The sequence below is a fragment of the uncultured Selenomonas sp. genome (genome assembly GCA_905372355.1).
GTDB lineage: Bacteria > Bacillota > Negativicutes > Selenomonadales > Selenomonadaceae > Selenomonas.
In genome coordinates this window covers 1-19,417 of the sequence record CAJPOT010000025.1, presented here as the reverse complement: position 1 = coordinate 19,417, position 19,417 = coordinate 1, and the positions used below count along the sequence as shown (strand labels likewise).

At 55.8% G+C, this 19,417-nt stretch carries 19 protein-coding genes and 1 pseudogene; 17 read left to right on the top strand and 3 right to left on the bottom strand.

Annotation, left to right across the window (positions count from 1 at the left end; all coding sequences use genetic code 11):
* Nucleotides 1-192 precede the first annotated feature (192 nt).
* The 6 genes and pseudogenes from QZ177_RS10045 to QZ177_RS10020 all read left to right on the top strand — a co-directional run.
* Nucleotides 193-328 (top strand): annotated as a pseudogene (locus QZ177_RS10045) (magnesium chelatase); the annotation flags it as partial.
* A 162-nt stretch (nt 329-490) separates the two neighbouring features.
* The gene (locus tag QZ177_RS10040) at nt 491-2,020 is read left to right on the top strand and encodes a YifB family Mg chelatase-like AAA ATPase (protein ID WP_294177305.1); all 1,530 of its coding nucleotides are present in this window, start codon (nt 491-493) and stop codon (nt 2,018-2,020) included.
* Nucleotides 2,021-2,050: 30 nt separating this feature from the next.
* Nucleotides 2,051-2,368 (top strand): TfoX/Sxy family protein, encoded by a 318-nt coding sequence (locus QZ177_RS10035; protein ID WP_265071436.1) that lies wholly within the window; start codon nt 2,051-2,053, stop codon nt 2,366-2,368.
* 77 nt (nt 2,369-2,445) lie between these two features.
* Nucleotides 2,446-3,072, top strand: coding sequence for a DUF47 family protein (locus tag QZ177_RS10030; protein ID WP_009646011.1), 627 nt, complete (start codon nt 2,446-2,448; stop codon nt 3,070-3,072).
* Nucleotides 3,065-4,060 carry an inorganic phosphate transporter gene (locus QZ177_RS10025; RefSeq protein ID WP_294177301.1) on the top strand — a complete coding sequence of 332 codons (996 nt, stop codon included), beginning with the start codon at nt 3,065-3,067 and terminating at the stop codon, nt 4,058-4,060. The genes QZ177_RS10030 and QZ177_RS10025 overlap by 8 nt, the downstream gene beginning before the upstream one ends.
* 139 nt (nt 4,061-4,199) lie before the next feature.
* Nucleotides 4,200-5,846, top strand: a complete 1,647-nt coding sequence (locus tag QZ177_RS10020) for a nucleoside kinase (RefSeq protein ID WP_294177298.1) — start codon at nt 4,200-4,202, stop codon at nt 5,844-5,846.
* 307 nt (nt 5,847-6,153) lie between these two features.
* Here QZ177_RS10020 and QZ177_RS10015 read toward each other — a convergent pair whose 3' ends face one another.
* On the bottom strand, nt 6,154-6,921 hold the full coding sequence (locus QZ177_RS10015; RefSeq protein WP_294177296.1) for a TVP38/TMEM64 family protein: 768 nt from the start codon (nt 6,919-6,921) through the stop codon (nt 6,154-6,156).
* A gap of 236 nt (nt 6,922-7,157) precedes the next feature.
* Here QZ177_RS10015 and tig point away from each other — a divergent pair, with 236 nt between their 5' ends.
* From tig to QZ177_RS09975, 8 genes are all read left to right on the top strand, one after another.
* On the top strand, nt 7,158-8,447 hold the full coding sequence (gene tig / locus QZ177_RS10010) for a trigger factor (protein WP_294177294.1): 1,290 nt from the start codon (nt 7,158-7,160) through the stop codon (nt 8,445-8,447).
* A gap of 61 nt (nt 8,448-8,508) precedes the next feature.
* Complete coding sequence (gene clpP / locus QZ177_RS10005; protein ID WP_174261621.1) at nt 8,509-9,117, top strand: ATP-dependent Clp endopeptidase proteolytic subunit ClpP; 609 nt, start codon at nt 8,509-8,511, stop codon at nt 9,115-9,117.
* An 11-nt stretch (nt 9,118-9,128) separates the two neighbouring features.
* Complete coding sequence (clpX, locus tag QZ177_RS10000; RefSeq protein ID WP_294177293.1) at nt 9,129-10,406, top strand: ATP-dependent Clp protease ATP-binding subunit ClpX; 1,278 nt, start codon at nt 9,129-9,131, stop codon at nt 10,404-10,406.
* Nucleotides 10,407-10,469: 63 nt separating this feature from the next.
* Nucleotides 10,470-12,803, top strand: coding sequence for an endopeptidase La (gene lon, locus QZ177_RS09995; protein WP_294177291.1), 2,334 nt, complete (start codon nt 10,470-10,472; stop codon nt 12,801-12,803).
* Nucleotides 12,793-13,416 (top strand): ribosome biogenesis GTP-binding protein YihA/YsxC, encoded by a 624-nt coding sequence (yihA, locus tag QZ177_RS09990; RefSeq protein WP_006192124.1) that lies wholly within the window; start codon nt 12,793-12,795, stop codon nt 13,414-13,416. Before lon ends, yihA begins: the two co-directional genes overlap by 11 nt.
* Before the next feature lie 49 nt (nt 13,417-13,465).
* Nucleotides 13,466-13,918, top strand: coding sequence for an Lrp/AsnC family transcriptional regulator (locus QZ177_RS09985; RefSeq protein WP_264918767.1), 453 nt, complete (start codon nt 13,466-13,468; stop codon nt 13,916-13,918).
* Nucleotides 13,919-13,930: 12 nt separating this feature from the next.
* Nucleotides 13,931-14,425, top strand: coding sequence for an AsnC family transcriptional regulator (locus QZ177_RS09980; RefSeq protein WP_294177287.1), 495 nt, complete (start codon nt 13,931-13,933; stop codon nt 14,423-14,425).
* On the top strand, nt 14,425-15,609 hold the full coding sequence (locus tag QZ177_RS09975; RefSeq protein ID WP_294177285.1) for a pyridoxal phosphate-dependent aminotransferase: 1,185 nt from the start codon (nt 14,425-14,427) through the stop codon (nt 15,607-15,609). The genes QZ177_RS09980 and QZ177_RS09975 overlap by 1 nt, the downstream gene beginning before the upstream one ends.
* Nucleotides 15,610-15,691: 82 nt before the next feature.
* Here the strand turns inward: QZ177_RS09975 and QZ177_RS09970 are convergent, their stop codons facing one another.
* Nucleotides 15,692-15,958 carry a type II toxin-antitoxin system RelE/ParE family toxin gene (locus QZ177_RS09970; RefSeq protein WP_009646030.1) on the bottom strand — a complete coding sequence of 89 codons (267 nt, stop codon included), beginning with the start codon at nt 15,956-15,958 and terminating at the stop codon, nt 15,692-15,694.
* The gene (gene relB / locus QZ177_RS09965) at nt 15,955-16,176 is read right to left on the bottom strand and encodes a type II toxin-antitoxin system RelB family antitoxin (protein WP_037370060.1); all 222 of its coding nucleotides are present in this window, start codon (nt 16,174-16,176) and stop codon (nt 15,955-15,957) included. Before relB ends, QZ177_RS09970 begins: the two co-directional genes overlap by 4 nt.
* A 183-nt stretch (nt 16,177-16,359) precedes the next feature.
* Here relB and QZ177_RS09960 point away from each other — a divergent pair, with 183 nt between their 5' ends.
* The 3 genes from QZ177_RS09960 (at nt 16,360) to QZ177_RS09950 (ending at nt 19,374) form a co-directional block, all read left to right on the top strand.
* Nucleotides 16,360-17,397: an extracellular solute-binding protein gene (locus tag QZ177_RS09960; protein WP_294177279.1), complete on the top strand. Its 1,038-nt coding sequence runs from the start codon at nt 16,360-16,362 to the stop codon at nt 17,395-17,397.
* Nucleotides 17,398-17,476: 79 nt separating this feature from the next.
* Nucleotides 17,477-18,805 carry a 30S ribosomal protein S12 methylthiotransferase RimO gene (rimO, locus tag QZ177_RS09955; RefSeq protein WP_294177277.1) on the top strand — a complete coding sequence of 443 codons (1,329 nt, stop codon included), beginning with the start codon at nt 17,477-17,479 and terminating at the stop codon, nt 18,803-18,805.
* 77 nt (nt 18,806-18,882) lie between these two features.
* Nucleotides 18,883-19,374: a nicotinamide-nucleotide amidohydrolase family protein gene (locus QZ177_RS09950; protein WP_294177276.1), complete on the top strand. Its 492-nt coding sequence runs from the start codon at nt 18,883-18,885 to the stop codon at nt 19,372-19,374.
* The last annotated feature ends 43 nt before the right edge of the window (nt 19,375-19,417 follow it).

Here is a 19,417-nt window from a genome sequence, read left to right as displayed (position 1 = left end):
GCGTCGGTTGAATATAAAGCCGCAACAGTCGGAGCTTAATTCCTGTCATACGGTAAATTCTACACACAAAAGAGATTCCATTCGCTCTACCTAGCGTTTGGAATCTCTTTTTCTTTTGTAAAGAATCATTAGCCATCTTCCCCTATCCTGTGCTATAGTTTTCTTATATTTGAAACGTGGAAGGGAAGGCCGTTGTTTGCAAAGACTTATGGTGCAACGACCCTCGGGATTGACGGACGGATTATCGACGTTGAAGTGGATGTGTCGCCGGGGGTTGCCGGGGTCTGAGATGGTGGAACTTCCTGATACGTCGCTGAAGGAGTCGAAGGAGCGGGTGACAGTCCATCTCGCTTAATCATATTTGCAGAATACAGAAGTGGGATTTTGGTATTCGCCGCAATTTTCCATCAAAAGCAGGATTAAGTCTCATCAATGGAGAAAAATAGTAAACAAAAGAAACACCATTCCAATCAAAAAGAGGTGCAGCTTTGTGTTTGCTAAATCGTATGGTGCGGTGACGTTCGGGGTCGATGGGAGGATCATCGATGTCGAGGTTGATGTTTCTTATGGATTTCCTGCGTTCGACATTGTCGGGCTTCTTGATACGGCGGTGAAGGAATCGCGTGAGCGTGTGCGCACGGCAATCAAGAATACAGGCGTGAAGCTCAAACCTGCGCGGGTGACGATCAATCTTGCGCCTGCAGATATACGAAAGGACAGCTCGGGACTCGATTTGCCGATCGCCGTCGGGCTTTTGGCGGCGTATGGGCTGATTCCAGCAGAGCGCATGGAGCGTGCCTTGTTTGCGGCGGAACTTTCTTTGGAAGGGGAACTTCGGAGTGTGCGCGGCGTGCTCTCCATGACGGTCGGGGCGAAGGAACATGGCTTTCGTGAAATCTTCGTCGCGCCCGGCAACAGCAGTGAGGCATTGCTCGTCGACGGCATCCGCGTGTATGCGCCGAAAAACTTGCGCGAGCTGTACGATTTTCTCTTGGGCAAGGCGGAATTGCTTCCGTTGGAAGCGATGCCTGCTGCGGCCTGTGATACAGAAGTGCCTTCGGATGACTTTGCCGATGTGCAGGGGCAGTTCTTCGCCAAGCGTGCACTTGAGATTGCGGCGGCAGGCGGGCACAATCTTCTGATGGTCGGCGTTCCAGGCTCGGGCAAGACGATGCTCGCGCGACGCCTGCCGTCGATTCTGCCGCCGATGACGCGGCAGGAAGCGCTCGAGGTGACGAAGATCTACAGCATCGCGGGGCTTTTGAAGGACGGCAGCGGTCTCGTCGAGACTCGTCCTTTTCGCAGTCCGCATCATACGACGTCGACGGTGGCGATGATCGGCGGCGGCAGCATCCCGCGTCCGGGCGAGGTGACGCTCTCGCATCACGGCGTGCTGTTTCTCGACGAGCTGCCGGAGTTCGGTAAGTCGACGCTGGAAGTCCTGCGCCAGCCGTTGGAGGATGGCGCTGTGACGGTGGCACGTGTTAATGCGACGCTGACATTTCCCTCTCGTATCATTTTGGTCGTGGCAATGAATCCTTGTCCGTGCGGCTATTTTGGCGATAAGGAGAAGAGCTGCGACTGCACACCGAATGAGATCAAGCGCTATACGCGGAAGATTTCGGGGCCGCTGCTCGACCGCATCGACATTCATGTCCATGTGCCGCGCGTCAAGTACGAGGATATGACATCTGTGGAGAAGGCGGAATCTTCGGCTGCGATTCGGGAGCGTGTCCTGGCTGCGCGTGAGATTCAGATGGAGCGGTTACAGGAATGGGGCATATTCTGCAACGCGCAGATGAGCCATGCGATTTTGAAAAAGACGTGCCATCTTGAGCCAGAGGCGCAGAATCTCTTGGCGCAGGCATTTCAAGTCATGAATTTATCAGCACGCTCGTATGACCGCATCATTAAGGTCGCACGCACGATTGCCGATCTCGACGGAGCGGCGACGATCGAGGCGAAGCATGTGGGAGAAGCCATACAATTGAGGGACGATGTGGGGCTGAGTGTGGAATGATTGAGAAGTAATGTTGATGGAGGAATGTTTATGGCATCGACGAAAGAGTATCTGGAGTTCGTATTGGAACAGCTATCCGGTTTGGAAGATATTTCTTATCGTGCTATGATGGGCGAGTACATCCTATATTATAAGAAAAAAATCTTCGGAGGAATTTACGATGATCAATTCCTTGTGAAGCCGGTCAAGGCAGCTGTTGTGCATATGCCGGATGCAGCGTATGAACTGCCTTATGAGGGGGCGAAGGAAATGCTGTTGGTGGATCGTTTGGATGATAAGGCGTTTTTGAGCGAGTTGGTGCGTGCGATGTATGAGGAACTGCCTGTGCCGAGAGAGAAAAAGAAATGAAATATTGCTCTATCCGTAAAATAGTGATATAGTGATAGCAAAAGAGTCGATGATTACTGTATTCTGGGAGGAAACAGATGTTTAATTTCAAGAACAAGGACTCGGAGTTTTTCGACTTGTTCCTCGAAAGCGCCCAGTATTTCCATAAATGCGCTGTGATGATGGATGAGGTCATGCAGGACTACAGCAAGGCGGAAGCGAAGATGCGCGAGATCATCGATCTTGAGCATGAGGCCGATGCCGTCAATGACAGGATTATTGACAAGCTCAACCAGACATTCATCACGCCGATCGATCGTGAGGATATCTATGCGCTCGCCAACGGCTTGGACGATGGCGTTGATTTCCTGCAGGGCACGCTGCAGCGCGTCGTCATGTATCATATCGCTGGTGTTCGTGACAGCGCGATCGCCCTCACGAAACTCCTCATCGAATGTACGGAGGAGATGATGAAGGCGTTCAAGCTCTTGAAACATGTGAAAAAGAACCAGAATGAGATCTTAAAGTGTACGCACCGCATCAGCAGTTTGGAGAGCGAAGGGGATCGCGTCTATCGCAATGAGGTCGCCAATCTCTTTGAGAATCTCAAAGATCCCATCGAACTCATCAAATGGAAGGATCTTCTGGAATATCTGGAGGATACACTCGATCATTGCGAGAAGGTCGCGGACATGGTGCGCGGCGTGGTGATGAAGTATGCATGAGCTGCAGTTTCTTATACTGACGGTTATCGTGCTTGCCTTGCTGTTTGACTTCATCAATGGTTTTCACGACACGGCGAATGCCATTGCCACGTCCGTCTCGACGCGTGCCATCAAGCCTGCGCACGCCATCGTCATGGCGGCTGCTTTAAACTTCCTCGGTGCGATTTATAGCACGGGCGTTGCAAAGACGATTGGCGGCGACATCGTTGCGAGTGCGGAGATGGTTGATGAGCATATCATCATAGCAGCTCTCATGGGATCGATCGTTTGGAATCTTTTCACTTGGTATGTGGCGATGCCAAGCAGCTCTTCACATGCGCTGGTCGGCGGTATTATCGGTGCGGTGCTCGTTTCCACGGGAAGCACGGGATTGAATTTCATAGGTATAGGCAAGATCGTCCTGTCGTTGATCGCGTCGCCGCTCTTGGCGATTTTTTCCGGCTTCATTGTCATGACAGTGCTCTTTCTGTTGTTTGGCCGCTTCGCACCGTCGGCGCTCAATGGGCGCTTCAAAAAGATGCAGATTCTCTCGGCTGCGACCATGGCTTTTTCACATGGCTCGAACGATGCGCAGAAGTCGATGGGTATCATCACTCTGGCGTTGCTTTCTGGCGGCTATCTGTCGAGCTTTGAGGTTCCCGATTATGTGAAGTTCCTATGCGCGGCGGCGATGGCGTGCGGCACGGCGCTCGGCGGCTGGCGCATCATCCGCACGATTGGCGGTAAGATCTTCAAGCTTGAGCCGATCAGCGGCTTCGCTGCCGATCTCAATTCTTCCATCGTCATTTTTTCGGCGACGCTTCTGCATCTGCCCGTCAGTACGACACATGTTGTTTCCGGATCGATCATGGGCGTTGGCACGGCGAAGCGCATTCGTGCCGTGCGTTGGGGAGTTGCGCAGCAGATGCTCGTGGCATGGGTGCTGACGATTCCGTGTACGGCTGTCATGGGGGCATTGGCATATCAGATTGTTCTTTGGATTTTTTAGGAAATTACTGCTCATGGATTCTTATGTTGCTATCAATGGCTGGAAATGGACGCTTTCGGCGTGCTTTTCAGCCATTTCTTTTTATAGGAATCCCTTATAGTTTGTCGTTTGACTGTACAGGATGGTAGGAGGAAGAGATATGCGCTGGGAGAAGGGAATGGGGCGGGAGATTCCTGCCGAAATGACGCTGTTGGAGCTTGCGCAGGAGGTGCAGAAAAAAGGGGAGCCGCTTATCGTGGCAGCGCGTGTGGATAATGTGCTGCGCGATTTGCAGACGCCTGTCGGAGATTTTCATACGATCGAGCTTGTTGATACGAGGAGCGAGTTCGGACGGCGCATCTATCGCCGATCTGTGGTATTCTTGCTCATCATGGCGGTGCGGGAACTTTATTCCGAGACGGAGGTCGTCGTACAGTTCACAGCGCACAAGGGGCTTTATTGTGCCATACAGTCGCCGTTCGATGTGACAGAGAGCGTGGTGCTTGAGTTGGAGCAGCGCATACGCGAGATTGTTGCAGAGAACCGTCCGATCGTCAAGAAGCGCCTGCAGAGAGAGGAAGTCGTGCAGCTCTTCAAGAAATCAGAGCAGATTGAAAAGGCGAATCTCGTCATGTCTCTTGAGACAGAGAAGGCAAGCCTTTACTACTGTGGCGAGTTTTATGACTATCTGTTTGGCCCGATGGTGTCTGCGACGGGCGTTTTGGATAAGTTCGCTCTCGATGCCATGCCGGGCGGCGTTTTGCTGCGCACGCCGGAACCGAGCGCGCCTGAGATCGTGCCTGCATTCAAGGAGCAACCGAAGTTCGGCAGCATCCTCATGGAGGCGGAGCGCTGGGCGAGTGTCCTGCACTGTGACTATGTATCTGATCTCAACCGTTATATCCGTCGCGGTGAGGTGGCTGACATCATCCATGTATCGGAGGCTCTGCACGAAAAGAAGATTGCCGAGATTGCCGATCATATTGCATCGAACATCAAGGAACTGCGTCTCATCTTGATTGCGGGGCCGTCGTCTTCGGGCAAGACCTCATTCGCTCAGCGCCTGCGCATCCAGCTTCGCGTCAACGGCATCGAGCCGGTTTCCATCTCGCTTGACGACTACTTCCGCAACTGGGAGGATACGCCGCGCACGAAGGACGGGGCGTATGACTTTGAAAATATCGGCGCACTCGATGTCGAGCTGTTCAATGACCATCTTGTGCGCTTGCTGAATGGCGAGGAAGTTATCCTGCCGCATTACAACTTCCTCACGGGGAAACGCGAGGTGGGATCGGAGCATCTTTCCATCGCGCCGACATCGCCGTTGATCGTCGAGGGCATCCATGGCCTCAACGAGGCATTGACCGCCTCTGTGCCGCGAGGCAAGAAGTTTAAAATCTACATCAGCGCTTTGACGCAGCTCAATATCGACGCGCACAACCGCATACCGACGACAGATGCACGGCTTCTGCGTCGCATGGTGCGCGACTATCAGTTCCGTGGCGCCTATGCCTTGAAGACTTTGCGTCAGTGGCCTGATGTGCGTGCGGGGGAGGAGAAGAACATCTTTCCATTTCAAGAGGAGGCGGATGCGATGTTCAATTCGGCTCTGATTTATGAGCTTGCTGTATTGAAGCGCTACGCCGTGCCGCTTCTTGAGATGGTGCCGCGTGATGTGCCTGAGTACACCAAGGCGAACCGCTTGCTCGATTTCTGCCGTTGCTTTTCTGACATCACGGAGGAATACGACATTCCGAACAATTCGCTCCTGCGCGAATTCATCGGTAAATCGATCTTCTTCAAATAGGAGAGGGGAAGTGAAGAAGAGGTTAAATGGCACGGTTCTAAATAACAAAGGGGCTCCTCCACAGACTCGAAAGAGTCTGCGGAGCCCCTTCTGCGATAAGTTATACGCACAAACGTCCACTTTGTGGACAGTCATCGCCGTCTTTAATAAAAATTTGCCAATTAGTCTGCACCCTTCGGACTTGGCTTCTTGGACTTTCGCTGTCAATTTATTTACAAATGATTATATGGGGTGTTCTTATGCCGCGCAGTAAAGCGGAATTAAGAACAGAATCATTCGCGTGCAACGAAGAAGTGACTTCCATGCATCAGGATTTCGCATTTTGTCGCAGTCCCTTGTTCTTTTGCATTTTTGCGTGTTCGTCGAGGATTTTCTGCATGGCGTCCGCCTTTTTCTCGACGCGCTTCTCGTAGTACCAGGCGCCGATGACGAGGAGGACGGCTGCGATGCATACGAGAACGAGGCGCGTCGGGTCGGGATTCTTGAGCACGGTGTCGTGCCCAATGATCGCCTCGATGGCGGTCGAGGGAAATTTGCCGACGAAGGAGGAGATGACGTAGTCCCTAAGGCTGATGGCGCTCAGGGCGCCGAGTGCGTTCAAGAGCGCACTCGGCACATAAGGCACCATGCGTGCGATGAGCATGACGGTGAAGCCGTTCTTGCCGCTGTAGGCGTCGACCTTCTTGAGCCTCGGGTGCTTGGCAATCAGCTGTTCTGCCGAGGCGCGGAAGAGAAAGCGCAGCAGCAGGAAGCTGATCGTGACGCCGACGGTCTCGGCGATGACGGAGAGGACGATGCCCGGCACAATGCCGAAGATCAGGGTGTTCGCCGTGGAGAAGATGATGGCGGGCGGAAAGCCGATGGCATTGACGAAGAACACGAGCCAGAAGCTGAAGAACATCGCCCAAGAGCCGAAAGAGCGGATGTATTCTGCCGTCGCAAGGAGATCGCCGCTCCTTAAGACCTGCCAGAGTTCGGGAAAAAAGGTCGGATTGGCAAGGTGGATTGCATAGAGGAGAGCGCACGAGAGAAAGAGGGCGACGAGCTTGACGATGTTCATGGGATTCTTGAGCATGGACAGCCTCCTTCGATACAATAGAAAAGACGGCTTCATTATAGCAGAGATTCGTTGGTTTTGCACGCGGCAAACCGCGAGCATCGAATGAATAATCCGTGGGAGAAATGCTTGTATTTCCCATTTGAGTATGGTATCATGAATAGTATGGCAAAATGGGATTGCAAGGGGGATGCCCTTGCTTTTGTCCCTTGGAAACCATCGATGAAGGAACATTTAGGAGGGTATTTCATACTATGAAGGTTACTGCAGAGAAGATGGACAACCACGAGGTCGTGCTGACAATAGAGGTAGAAGCGGAGGTCTTGAAGAAGGCTGAGGCGAAGGCTTGCAAGGATCTTGCGAACCGCGTGAGCATCCCGGGCTTCCGCAAGGGCAAGGCGCCGCGCCATATCATCGAGCAGCGCGTCGGCAAGCAGGCGATTCTTGATACGGCATTTGACGCCGTGGCGGACAAGGCATTTGCCGATGCCCTGAAGGAGCAGGACATGACGCCCGTTTCGCGCCCCGATATCGAGGTCGTGACACTGGAAGAGGGAAAGGATGTCGTCTTCAAGGCACGCTTCACGGCAAAGCCCGAGGTAACGCTCGGCGAGTACAAGGGTATCCAGGTTGAAAAGAAGGTCGATGAGATCACGGATGAGGACATCGACAAGGAAATTGAGAGCATGCGTCGTCGCCGCAGCCAGATGGTCGATGCCGCCGAGGGCGCTGAGGTCAAGAGCGGCGACCTCGTGACGCTTGATTTCAAGGGCTTCGTTGACGGAGAGGCATTTGAAGGCGGCGAGGGCAAGGACTATCCGCTCGAAATCGGCTCGAACCGCTTCATCCCGGGCTTCGAGGATCAGCTCATCGGTGCGAAGATCGGCGAGGCGCGCGACGTCAATGTGACGTTCCCCGAGGAGTACCACTCGAAGGATCTCGCAGGAAAGCCCGCAAAGTTCGAGTGCACTATTCACAGCATCAAGGAGCGCCAGCTGCCTGAACTCGACGATGAGTTTGCCAAGAAGGTCAGCAAGTTCCAGACGGTCGACGAGCTTCGTGCCGACATCCGCAAGAACCTTGAGCATGCCGCGCAGCAGAAGGCAGATAACGACTACAAGGTCGCCGTCATCGAGAAGGCGACGGAGAACATCACGGTCGACATTCCTGCCGTCATGATCGAGAACCGCGTGACGATGATGATTCAGGAGATGGCGATGCGCCTGGAGCAGCAGGGCATGAAGCTTGAGCAGTACCTGCAGTACGCGGGCACCGACCTCAACCAGATTCGCGAGCAGTACAAGAAGACGGCTGAGGAAAACGTCAAGACCGACCTCATGCTGGAAGCTGTGGCGAAGGCCGAAGACATCAAGGTCGAAGGCAAGGATCTCGACGACGAGGTTGCGGCGATGGCGCTGACCTACGGCGCGACGCCGGCGCAGGTCCGGAAGGTCGTCAAGGAGCAAGGTCGCATCGGCGATCTCATCACGACGGTTCTCAGAAAGAAGACGTCGCAGTTCATCTTGGACAACGCCGCGAAGTGATGTCACGTTCTTTCACGGTCGTTGACGTCGTCATATATGGAGTGATTGCATGAACAGCTATATGAACAGTTATGTTCCCATGGTGGTCGAGCGGTCGAACCGAGGAGAGCGCGCCTACGATATTTATTCGCGCCTCTTGAAGGATCGCATCGTCTTCGTCGGCGGGCCGATCGATGACAATGTCGCGAATGTTGTCGTCGCGCAGCTCCTCTTCCTTGAGTCGGAAGATCCCGATAAGGACATCCACCTTTACATCAACAGCCCGGGCGGCGTCGTGACGGCAGGCCTTGCCATCTACGACACGATGCAGTACATCCGCCCCGACGTGTCGACGATCTGCATCGGGCAGGCGGCGAGCATGGGCTCTTTGCTCCTGACGGCGGGCGCGAAGGGCAAGCGCTACGCGCTTCCTCTGGCACGCATCATGATTCATCAGCCTTTGGGCGGTGCACAGGGACAGTCGACGGATATCCAGATTCAGGCGAAGGAGATTCTGCGCCTCAGGGAAGTCGGCAACGACATCCTTGCCAAGCACACGGGGCAGCCGCGTGAAAAGCTTATCGCCGACACGGAGCGTGACAATTTCATGACGGCAGAGGAGGCGAAGGAATACGGTCTCATCGACGAGGTCATCACGCGTCCTGTCAAAATCGAGAAGCCCAAGGAGTAAGAGGTGGTATCATGTTGAAGTTTGGGGATGAAAAGGGTCAGCTCAAGTGCTCCTTCTGCGGCAAGTCGCAGGAACAGGTAAGAAAACTTGTGGCAGGTCCGGGCGTCTACATCTGCGATGAATGCATCGAACTTTGCAACGAGATCATCGAGGAAGAGTTCAGTGAAGATAGCGAAGTGGAACTCAAGGATGTGCCGAAACCGAAGGAGATTCGCCAGATCCTCGACCAATACGTGATTGGGCAGGAGGAAGCGAAGAAATCGCTTTCCGTTGCCGTCTACAACCACTACAAGCGAATCAATCGCACGCAGGGCAAGGCAGACGAGGTCGAGCTGCAGAAGTCGAACATTCTCATGATCGGCCCGACGGGCAGCGGCAAGACGCTCTTGGCGCAGACGCTCGCCAAGATCCTCAACGTACCGTTCGCCATCGCCGATGCGACGTCTTTGACGGAAGCCGGCTACGTCGGCGAGGATGTGGAGAATATCCTCTTAAAGCTCATACAGGCGGCCGACTACGATGTGGAGAAAGCGGAGAAAGGCATCATCTACATCGACGAGATCGACAAGATCGCACGCAAATCGGAGAATCCGTCCATCACGCGCGATGTCTCGGGCGAGGGCGTGCAGCAGGCGCTCCTCAAAATCTTGGAGGGAACGGTGGCTTCCGTACCGCCGCAGGGCGGGCGCAAGCATCCGCACCAGGAACTCATTCAGATCGACACGACGAATATCCTGTTCTTGTGCGGCGGCGCATTCGACGGCATCGAGAAGATCATCGAGGCGCGTCTTGGCAAAAAGAACATGGGCTTCGGCGCGGAAATCGAGTCGAAGGTGGAGCGCAACATCGGGGAAACGCTGCGCCACATCCTGCCGGAGGATTTGCTGAAGAACGGCCTGATTCCCGAGTTCATCGGGAGACTCCCGATCGTTGTGACGCTCGAAGCGCTCGGTGAAGATACGCTCGTACGCATCCTGACTGAGCCGAAGAACGCGCTCGTCAAGCAGTATCAGAAGCTCTTGGAGATGGACGGCGTGAAGCTCGATTTCGACGAAGAGGCGCTTCATCTGATTGCAAAGGAAGCCTTGAAGCGAAAGACGGGGGCGCGAGGTCTGCGCTCGATCATCGAGAGCATCATGCGAAACGTCATGTACGAGGTGCCGTCGGTCGACGGGGCTTCGCACTGTCGCGTCACGAAGGAGGTCATTTCGGGCAAGAAGGATCCTGTGCTGACGATTGACAAGGCGAAGGCGAAGACGAAAGGCACGGACAAGGAAGCATCGGCTTGAGCATCGAAAGGGGGCGCTGCGGCAAGCAGCGTCCCCTTTTTTCTATATTCAGGAGGATTGTTTATGTCGGAAATACGTAAGCTGCCGCTCCTGCCTCTGCGTGGAATGATTGTGTTTCCATTCATGATCATCCATCTCGACGTTGGCAGGGAGCGCTCCGTGGCAGCCTTGGAGGAAGCGATGGTGCGCGATCGCCAGATCCTGCTTGTGGCACAGAAGAATGCCGAGACTGATGAGCCGGGCGAAAAGGATCTCTACGACGTCGGCACGATCGCTGAGGTGCGCCAATTGCTGAAGCTTCCGGGCGGCGCTTTGCGCGTGCTCGTCGAGGGGCAGAAGCGTGCGGCAATCGAAGCGTATGAAGAGCTGGAAACCTTTGCCGAGGTGACGGTCGTCGAATACGCCGAGGTCGTGGAGGAATCCATGGAGATGGAAGCTTTGACACGCGCCGTCGTGCATGAATTCGAGCAATGGGTGAAACTCAGCAAGAAGATTCCCGCCGAGACGCTTGTTTCCGTGGCGATTCTCGACGATGCGGGACGCTTGGGCGACCTCATCGCCAGCCACTTGAGCCTCAAGGTTGAGGACAGGCAGGCGCTCCTTGAGCAGATCAACATCAAGAATCGCATGGAGCTTCTCTACAAGATTCTGGCACGTGAGCTTGAAGTGCTTGAGATGGAGCGCAAGATTGGCATGCGCGTGCGCAAACAGATGGAAAAGATCCAGAAGGATTATTACCTGCGCGAACAGATCAAGGCGATTCAAAAGGAGCTGGGCGACGAGGACGACAAGGCGGCGGATATCGAAGCGTACCGCAAGAAACTCGCCGAAGGCGGCTATCCCGAGGACGTACAGAAGACGATCGAGAAGGAAATCCACCGCATGGAGGGGCAGGCGAGCATGTCCGCCGAGATGGGCGTCATACGCACCTATATCGAGACATTGCTTGAGCTTCCGTGGATGACTTTCTCGGAGGACAACATTGACATCAAGGCGGCGGAAGCTGTCTTGGATGAGGATCACTATGGACTCAAGAAGGTCAAGGAGCGCATCCTCGAATACCTCGCCGTCCACCAGCTCACTAAGGAGCAGCATGCGCCGATCCTGTGCCTCGTAGGTCCGCCGGGCGTTGGCAAGACATCTCTGGCAAGCTCCGTGGCGCGGGCGACGGGCAGGAAATTCGTTCGTGCGTCTCTGGGTGGCATTCGTGACGAGGCGGAGATTCGCGGACATCGCCGCACCTACGTCGGTGCAATGCCGGGACGCATCATGGAAGGGCTGCGCAAGGCGGGCACGAAGAATCCCGTATTCCTGCTCGATGAAGTGGACAAGATTGCCATGGACTACAAGGGCGATCCGTCGGCGGCGCTCCTCGAAGTGCTCGATCCCGCGCAGAACACGACGTTCAGCGATCATTACGTCGAGCTTCCCTTCGATCTTTCCGAGGTTCTTTGGATCGTCACGGCGAACAGTCTCGCGAATATCCCGCGCGCCCTGCGTGACCGCATGGAGATCATCATGCTGTCGAGCTACACCGAGCAGGAGAAGCTGGAGATCGCCAAGCGCTATCTCGTCGGACGCCAGCGCACGGCGAACGGCCTGAAGGCGCGTGACCTGCAATTTGGCGAAGGCGTCATCGAGAAGATGATCGTCGAGTACACGCGTGAATCGGGCGTGCGCGAGCTTGAGCGCACGATCGGCCATGTATGCCGCAAGGCGGCACGGCTCATCGTCGAGGGCGAGAAGAAGTCCGTGCGCGTGACGAAGAAGAATCTTAGGGACTTCTTGGAGCGTCCGAAGTTTCTCAGGAAGAAGGCGGAGAAGAAGCCCGAGGTTGGTGTTGCGACAGGCATGGCGTGGACGGAGGTCGGCGGCGACATCCTGCCGACGGAGGTCACGGTGCTCGCGGGCAAGGGCAAGCTGATCTTGACGGGTCAGCTCGGCGATGTCATGCAGGAGTCGGCGCGCGCGGGGCTTTCCTACATTCGCAGTCGGCAGGAGAAATTCGGCATTGACGGCGACTTCTACGAGAAGCGCGACATCCACATCCATCTGCCTGAGGGCGCGATTCCGAAGGACGGCCCGTCGGCGGGCATCACGATGGCGACGGCGATGATTTCGGCACTGACGGGGCGAAAGGTCAGAAGTGACGTCGCCATGACGGGGGAGATCACGCTGCGCGGACGCGTGCTCGCCATCGGCGGGCTGAAAGAAAAGGTCTTGGCGGCGTACCGCGAAGGCATGACGCGCATCGTGCTGCCGAAGGAGAATGAGCGCGACATCGAAGACATTCCGCAGGAGGTGCGCGAAAAGCTCGCCTTCGTTCCCGTGGAAACGATGGATGAGGTTCTCGCTGAGGCGCTCGTGCCGCAAAAGGGGGGCGCACATGCCGGATAGGGTCACGATCACGCAGGGCAAGTACATTGCTTCCGCCGTAAAGAAGGAGCAGTATCCCGAAGTGCGTCGCAGGGAGATCGTCTTCATCGGACGCTCGAACGTCGGCAAGTCGTCGCTCATCAACTCGCTCGCACGCACGAAGAATCTCGCTCGCGTCTCGGGACAGCCCGGCAAGACACAGACAATCAACTTCTATGAGCTTGGCGCGAAGATCGAGGGGGAAGACGAGCGGTGCGACTTCTACCTCGTTGATCTGCCGGGCTACGGCTACGCGCGCACGGCGAAGAAGAACCGCAAGATTTGGTCGCGTTTCATCGAGGCGTACCTGCTGCAAAGCGAGGACTTGCAGTTCGTTTGCCAACTTATGGACATCCGCCACGAACCCATGGCTTCGGATATTGAGATGTTCCAATGGCTGGTGGCGAAGGGACTGCCCGTGCTCGTCATAGCGACGAAGGCGGACAAGCTGAGCCGCAACGAGCAGAAGAAGAGCATCGCTGCCATGCGAAGGGCGCTCGGCGTCGCGGAGCTTGATATCCTGCCGTATTCTTCGGTAAAAAATGAAGGGCGTTCAGAATTGCTTGACGCGATAGCGAACGTTCTGATAGAATGAAGGAAGGGTGTATTGCCAGAAATTCCCCAGAGAAAATGAGGGTGAAAATATGTTGACAGCTTTTGACAAGAAGCTCCTCAACGTCTTGCAGGCCGGCTTGCCCATCAGCAGCCGGCCTTTTGCTGACTTGGCGCAAGGCTTGGAGTCGGACGAGAAGACCGTTCTTTCGCGCGTGAAGGAACTCAAGGAGCAAGGGTATCTGCGCCGCATCGGGCCGTTTTTCGACTCGGCGAAGATGGGCTACCGCGGCACGCTCGTGGCGCTTCGCGTGAAGCCCGAGGCGATGAAAAGCGTGGCGGAGGCCGTGAATCGCCATGTGGGTGTGACGCACAACTACGAGCGCGAGGGCAGGTACAACCTTTGGTTCACGCTGCTCACGCCGAACGAGGAAATGCGCCGCAGGATTCTCGCGGAGATTCGAGCACTTCCCGGGGTCGAGGCTCTGTTGAACCTTGCCTCGCACAAGAAGTACAAGGTCAACGTGCAGTTCAAGCTCGGATAGGGGGGCGTCACGATGGAAATGCTCGATGAAATCGACAGGAAGATCACGCGGGCTATGCAGGGGGATTTCCCGCTTGTGGAAGAACCGTACAAGGAGATCGCCGCTAAGGTGGGCATCGGAGAGGAAGAGCTTCTGCTCCGTCTGAGCCGTTTCAAGGAAAACGGACAGATACGCAAGATGGGAGCCGTGCTTCAGCATCGCGCGGCGGGCTTCACGGCAAACGTTCTGAGCGCATGGGTTGTGCCGCCCGAGCGCATGGACGAGATCGCGCGATGTATGTGCGAAAGCCCTGCGGTATCGCATTGCTACGACCGCGATACGGCGGAAGATTGGCCGTACAACGTCTATACGATGATTCATGCGAGGAGTCGCGCCGAGTGCGAAGAGATTGCCGCTGCGCTCGCGGCAGAGTGCGGTCTCAGTGAGCGCGTCATGCTCTACTCCGTCAAGGAGTGGAAGAAGACGAGCATGCGTTATTTCTGTGAGAATGAAGAGGGTTTGGCATAATGGTATCGGAAAAGATGCGGGAACTCGGCACGAAGAAGTCGACGATCCGCGAGATCTTTGAGTACGGCAGGAAGCGAGCGCAGGAGGTGGGGGAGGAAAACATCTGCGATTTCAGCCTCGGCAATCCCAATGTCCCTGCGCCCGATTTCATCAAGCAGGCGGTTCTTGCAATCATGACGGAGATGGAGCCGCAGGCGGTGCACGGCTACACCATTGCGCCGGGCAATCCCGCCGTGCGCGAAACGCTTGCCGCGAGTATCAACGAGCGCTTCGGCACGCACTTTTCGGGCAGGAACCTCTTCATGACGGCGGGCGCGGCGGCGGCGATCACCGTGTGCTTCAAGGCGCTCGCCGAGGAGGGCGACGAGTTCATCGCCTTTGCGCCGTTCTTTCCCGAGTATCGCTGCTTTGTCGAGTCCGTCGGCGCGAATCTTCGCGTCGTGCCCGCCAAGACGGAGGATTTTCAGATCGACTTCGTCGCCTTGGAGGAGCGTCTTTCGCCCAGGACGAAGGGCGTCATTGTCAATTCGCCGAACAATCCGAGCGGCGCCGTATACTCTGAGAAGACGATCAAAGAACTTGCCGCACTCCTTCGCAAGAAGCAGCAGGAATACGATCATCCGATCTTCCTCATTTCCGATGAGCCGTACCGCGAGATCGCTTACGGTTGCGAGGTGCCGTACATCACGAAGTATTACGAGAATACGCTCGTCTGCTATTCGTACAGCAAGTCCTTCTCGCTTGCAGGAGAGCGCATAGGCTACATCGTCGTGCCTGATGAGGTCGCGGATTTTTCGAGTGTCTACGGCGCTGTCGCAGGTGCGGCGCGCGTCCTCACGCATGTGAATGCGCCATCTTTGTGGCAGTTCGTCGTCGCGCGCTGCGCGAGGCTGTCCTCGGATATAACGCCGTACGAGAAAAACGGCACGATGCTCTACGAGGGACTCGTGCGCGCGGGCTTCTCGTGTGTCAAGCCGCAGGGCGCGTTCTACCTCTTCCCGCGGTCGTTGGAGGCGGACGACTATGCCTTCTGCGAGCGCGCCAAGAAGTACGACCTTCTGCTCGTCCCCGGCACGGACTTCGGCTGCCCCGGACACTTCCGCGCGTCCTACTGCATCAAGGAGCAGACGATCGAACGCTCTCTGCCGCTCTTTGAGAAGCTGGCGAAAGAATACGGCGTTTGAAATCGGTCGGCATAAACTAAAGAGGGTTCGGAGCACCTGGCAGGTGTTCTGAACCCTCTTTGAGTACATCTGGAATAGAATTTCAATCATAAACATCACGACGATGACCGATGGATACGATTAGTATGATGATTTTATCGTCTTGAATTTCTGCAATCAAACGATAGTCTTCAATGCGGTAGCGCCATTGTCCGCTTCGATTTGCAGATAGAGCTTTGCCGTGCAGGCGCGGATTGCTGCATCCTTCAAGGTTGTGTCGAATCCACGAGGTAATCTTGGCAGATATATGACGATCGAACTTTTTCAGTGATTTTTTTGCTTGTGCAGTGAAAACGACACGATAATTCACGAAAGTCCGAGCTCCTTTTCGACTTCATCCAGCGTATAGGTAACGGGATTGGCACGAAATTCTTTCATCGCCTCTTCGTATGCTTGTCGGTCAAGTTCATCTTCTATACGTTCACGCATGGCTTTTGCGGCGAAATCAGATAAGGTCATGCCGGATCGAGCGGCATGTTTTTTGAAAAGACGGGCATCGCGAGGATTTAGATGTACAGTCACAGTCATATATATCCGCTCCTTTAATAAGAATATCACGTATATGCTAACATATACATGATAGCATATATATGCTGGCATGTATAGACAGTTGTATAAGTGCGGCATTTTATGTATAATGTACCCAATGATATACTTTCAAGGAAGCGCTGAAGCTGTCGGCGCTTCGATAAGAACCAAGGAGGGAAAGCGATGCGACGATATACATCCCTGCTCCTCGTGGCGTTCATGCTGGTTCTTTTGATCGCGACGATTTCGGACAATTTGGCGGGGCATGCGGACAGGACGCGGCGGGAGCGGCCTCAGCAGTCTGTCACGGTATATACGACCTTGCCGCCCGAGCATGCGGGAATCCTTGCTGAAGGATACGAGAAGGCAAAGCGCGTGCAGGTGAACTTCGTTCCCGTAAGTTCGGCCGAGGTTTTGCAGAAGCTGCACCAGGATGCCGCGATCGGCAAGGACGGGGCGGATCTCGTGCTCGCTGATCGTGCGACATTGGAGAAGGCGGCGGCAGACGGTGCTCTGCAGCCGTACGTTTCGGAGAGCACGGACTCGGTCAGCGCGTCCTTCAAGGATGCGTCTGCTGCGTGGACGGGCATCTGGTACGATCCCGTCGTATTCTGTGCCAACCGCGACTATGTGCGTACTGTGCCGCGCGTGCCCAATACGTGGACGGAACTTGCCACGATGCAGGGGATGCGCGTCGGCATTACCGACTTTTTTGCGGCGGATGCGTCAGCGAATCTCTTCTTCTCCATGATGTCGCAGTTCGGCGATGCGGCGACGTATGACATCCTGCGCGGCATACAGCCCAAGGTCGTGCAGTATTCCAAATACCTTTCGACGCCTGTCCGCATGGCGGGCATGGGCGAGGTCGACATTTCCGTCGCCGTGCAGAGCGAGGTCATGCGCTACATCCATCAGGGCTATCCCTTGCAGATCATCTACCCCGAGGACGGCACGGCGTACACGCTGACGGGTGTGGGACTGGTCGAGGGAGCAAAGAACGAGGAGCAGGCGGAGGCCTTTGCGGAGTGGCTGCTGAGCGATGAAGCGCAGCTCACCCTGCAGAGCCGGGAGTTCTTCTTCGTGCCGCTCAATCCTGTGACGATTGCCTATAAGTCTTTTCCAGGGAAAGACGTCGTGCTCTTTTCCAGGCCGCAGGATTTCAGCCCGAGCCAGCGTCACGATCTCTTGGATCGTTGGGTGAAGGAAGTGCGGCTGCAGTAAAAGATGATGGTGGGAGGAATCCTTGGATTCCTCCCCTTATGCTTGATATACCTTGAATATACCTTGAGGAGGAAATTTTTTGAAAGCAGGATTCATCAGCCTCGGCTGCGCCAAGAATCTCGTCGATACGGAAGTCATGCTCGGCATCTTGCAGGACAACGGCATCGAGCTTACGCCCGATCCGGCAGAAGCGGAGATCATCATCGTCAATACATGCGCTTTCATCCAGTCGGCGAAGGAGGAATCCATCACGACGGTGCTCAATATGGCGGAGTACAAGGAAACGGGCTGCTGTCGTTCGCTCATCGTCGCAGGCTGTCTCGGGGAACGCTATCATCAGGAGCTTTTGGACGACATGCCCGAGGCCGACGCCATCATCGGCACGGGTGCATGGAACCGTATCATGGAGGCGGTGCGTGAGACTCTGGCGGGCAACCGCATCGTCTTGGCAGGAGAGAATGAGATTGTCTACGATGCGAAGACGCCGCGTATTCTGACGACGCCTGTCTATACGGCTTATGTGAAGATTGCCGAGGGCTGCGACCATCGCTGCGCTTTCTGTGCCATTCCGCTGATTCGCGGACGCTTTCGCAGCCGACCGATGGATGACATCAAGCGCGAGGTCACACGCCTTGCCGCCGAGGGCGTCCGGGAGATCATACTCGTTGCGCAGGATTCGACATATTACGGCAAGGACATCTACGGCGAGCCGTCTTTGGCGCGTCTCTTGCAGGAGCTTGTGAAAATCGAGAAGGTCGAGTGGCTGCGTGTGCTCTACTGCTATCCGAAGAATTTCACCGATGAACTCATCACGACGATTGCGCAGGAGCCGAAGATCTGCAAGTACGTCGACTTGCCGCTGCAGCATGCGCACAATTCGATTTTGAAGTCGATGCGCCGCCCCGATACGCAGGAGGAGGTCGTGACGCTTCTCGAAAAGATTCGCGCGCGCATACCGAACGTCGCTGTTCGCTCGACCTTCATTGTAGGGTTTCCAGGCGAGACGGATGCGCAGTACCAGACGCTGCGCCGCTTCCTCATTGAGCAGCGTTTCGAGAAAGTGGGGATCTTCACCTACTCGCAGGAGGAGGGTACGCCAGCCGCTTCCATGCCGCGCCAAGTGCCCGAGGATATCGTGCAGGAGCGCTACCATGATCTCATGAGCGTGCAGTGTAAGATTTCGGAGGAGCTGAACCAAGGGCTTGAGGGCAAGGAGCTTGACGTGCTCGTCGAAGGACGCGACGAGGAGCAGCCGAATCTTGCCTTTGGGCGCTCCTATCGCGAAGCGCCGGGCGTCGATGGACAGATCTTCATCGAAGGCGATGCGGCGAGCCGGCCGGGCGACATCGTGCGCGTGCGCATCGTGCAGGGATTCACCTACGATGCGGTCGGTGAGCTTGTCGAGTGAGGATACGGTTTGTACGATGTACGGGCGGCGGCGCTTAGGAAACGAAAGGCGGCAGGATTTTGGAAGGGTGTATAGGTATGGCCGAGGAAAGGGAGTCGTTGGAGGCGCTTGTCGGACGACTGCTGCGTGAGTGCGGCAGAACGATTGCCTGTGCCGAGTCGTGTACGGGCGGTCTTCTGACGAGCCGCCTGACCGATGTCGCGGGAAGTTCCGCCTATGTCATGGGAGCAGTCGTCTCCTATACAAACGAGGTCAAGGCTTCGCTCGTCGGCGTGCACGAGGCGACGCTCAAGGCGTTTGGCGCCGTGTCCGAGGAGACGGCGCGAGAGATGGCGGAGGGCGTGCGTCGTGCGATTCCCGCCGATATCGGCGTCGGCATCACGGGCATCGCGGGGCCGGGCGGCGCGACGGCAGAGAAGCCCGTGGGGCTTGTCTATATCGCCGTCGCCACGGCGGGGGCGGTGCACGTGGAACGTCATATTTTCGATGGCGTGCGCACGGAGGTCAAGCGTCAGTCGACAGAAGCGGCGCTCTCCCTGGTGCGAGATCTGCTTCTAGGGAATCACTGATAAATTCAGCCACCCATCTTCACACATCTGCGCTGTCCTCTCG

Bases quoted from the DNA above. Each gene is read 5' to 3' on its own strand.
- QZ177_RS09960 (WP_294177279.1), top strand. From the start codon at position 16,360: ATGCGACGATATACATCCCTGCTCCTCGTGGCGTTCATGCTGGTTCTT.
- clpX (WP_294177293.1), top strand. From the start codon at position 9,129: ATGTTGAAGTTTGGGGATGAAAAGGGTCAGCTCAAGTGCTCCTTCTGC.
- yihA (WP_006192124.1), top strand. From the start codon at position 12,793: ATGCCGGATAGGGTCACGATCACGCAGGGCAAGTACATTGCTTCCGCC.
- tig (WP_294177294.1), top strand. From the start codon at position 7,158: ATGAAGGTTACTGCAGAGAAGATGGACAACCACGAGGTCGTGCTGACA.
- QZ177_RS10035 (WP_265071436.1), top strand. From the start codon at position 2,051: ATGGCATCGACGAAAGAGTATCTGGAGTTCGTATTGGAACAGCTATCC.
- QZ177_RS10030 (WP_009646011.1), top strand. From the start codon at position 2,446: ATGTTTAATTTCAAGAACAAGGACTCGGAGTTTTTCGACTTGTTCCTC.
- QZ177_RS10015 (WP_294177296.1), bottom strand. From the start codon at position 6,921: ATGCTCAAGAATCCCATGAACATCGTCAAGCTCGTCGCCCTCTTTCTC.
- QZ177_RS09975 (WP_294177285.1), top strand. From the start codon at position 14,425: ATGGTATCGGAAAAGATGCGGGAACTCGGCACGAAGAAGTCGACGATC.
- lon (WP_294177291.1), top strand. From the start codon at position 10,470: ATGTCGGAAATACGTAAGCTGCCGCTCCTGCCTCTGCGTGGAATGATT.
- clpP (WP_174261621.1), top strand. From the start codon at position 8,509: ATGAACAGTTATGTTCCCATGGTGGTCGAGCGGTCGAACCGAGGAGAG.
- QZ177_RS09950 (WP_294177276.1), top strand. From the start codon at position 18,883: ATGGCCGAGGAAAGGGAGTCGTTGGAGGCGCTTGTCGGACGACTGCTG.
- QZ177_RS10020 (WP_294177298.1), top strand. From the start codon at position 4,200: ATGCGCTGGGAGAAGGGAATGGGGCGGGAGATTCCTGCCGAAATGACG.
- QZ177_RS09985 (WP_264918767.1), top strand. From the start codon at position 13,466: ATGTTGACAGCTTTTGACAAGAAGCTCCTCAACGTCTTGCAGGCCGGC.
- QZ177_RS10025 (WP_294177301.1), top strand. From the start codon at position 3,065: ATGCATGAGCTGCAGTTTCTTATACTGACGGTTATCGTGCTTGCCTTG.
- relB (WP_037370060.1), bottom strand. From the start codon at position 16,176: ATGACTGTGACTGTACATCTAAATCCTCGCGATGCCCGTCTTTTCAAA.
- QZ177_RS09980 (WP_294177287.1), top strand. From the start codon at position 13,931: ATGGAAATGCTCGATGAAATCGACAGGAAGATCACGCGGGCTATGCAG.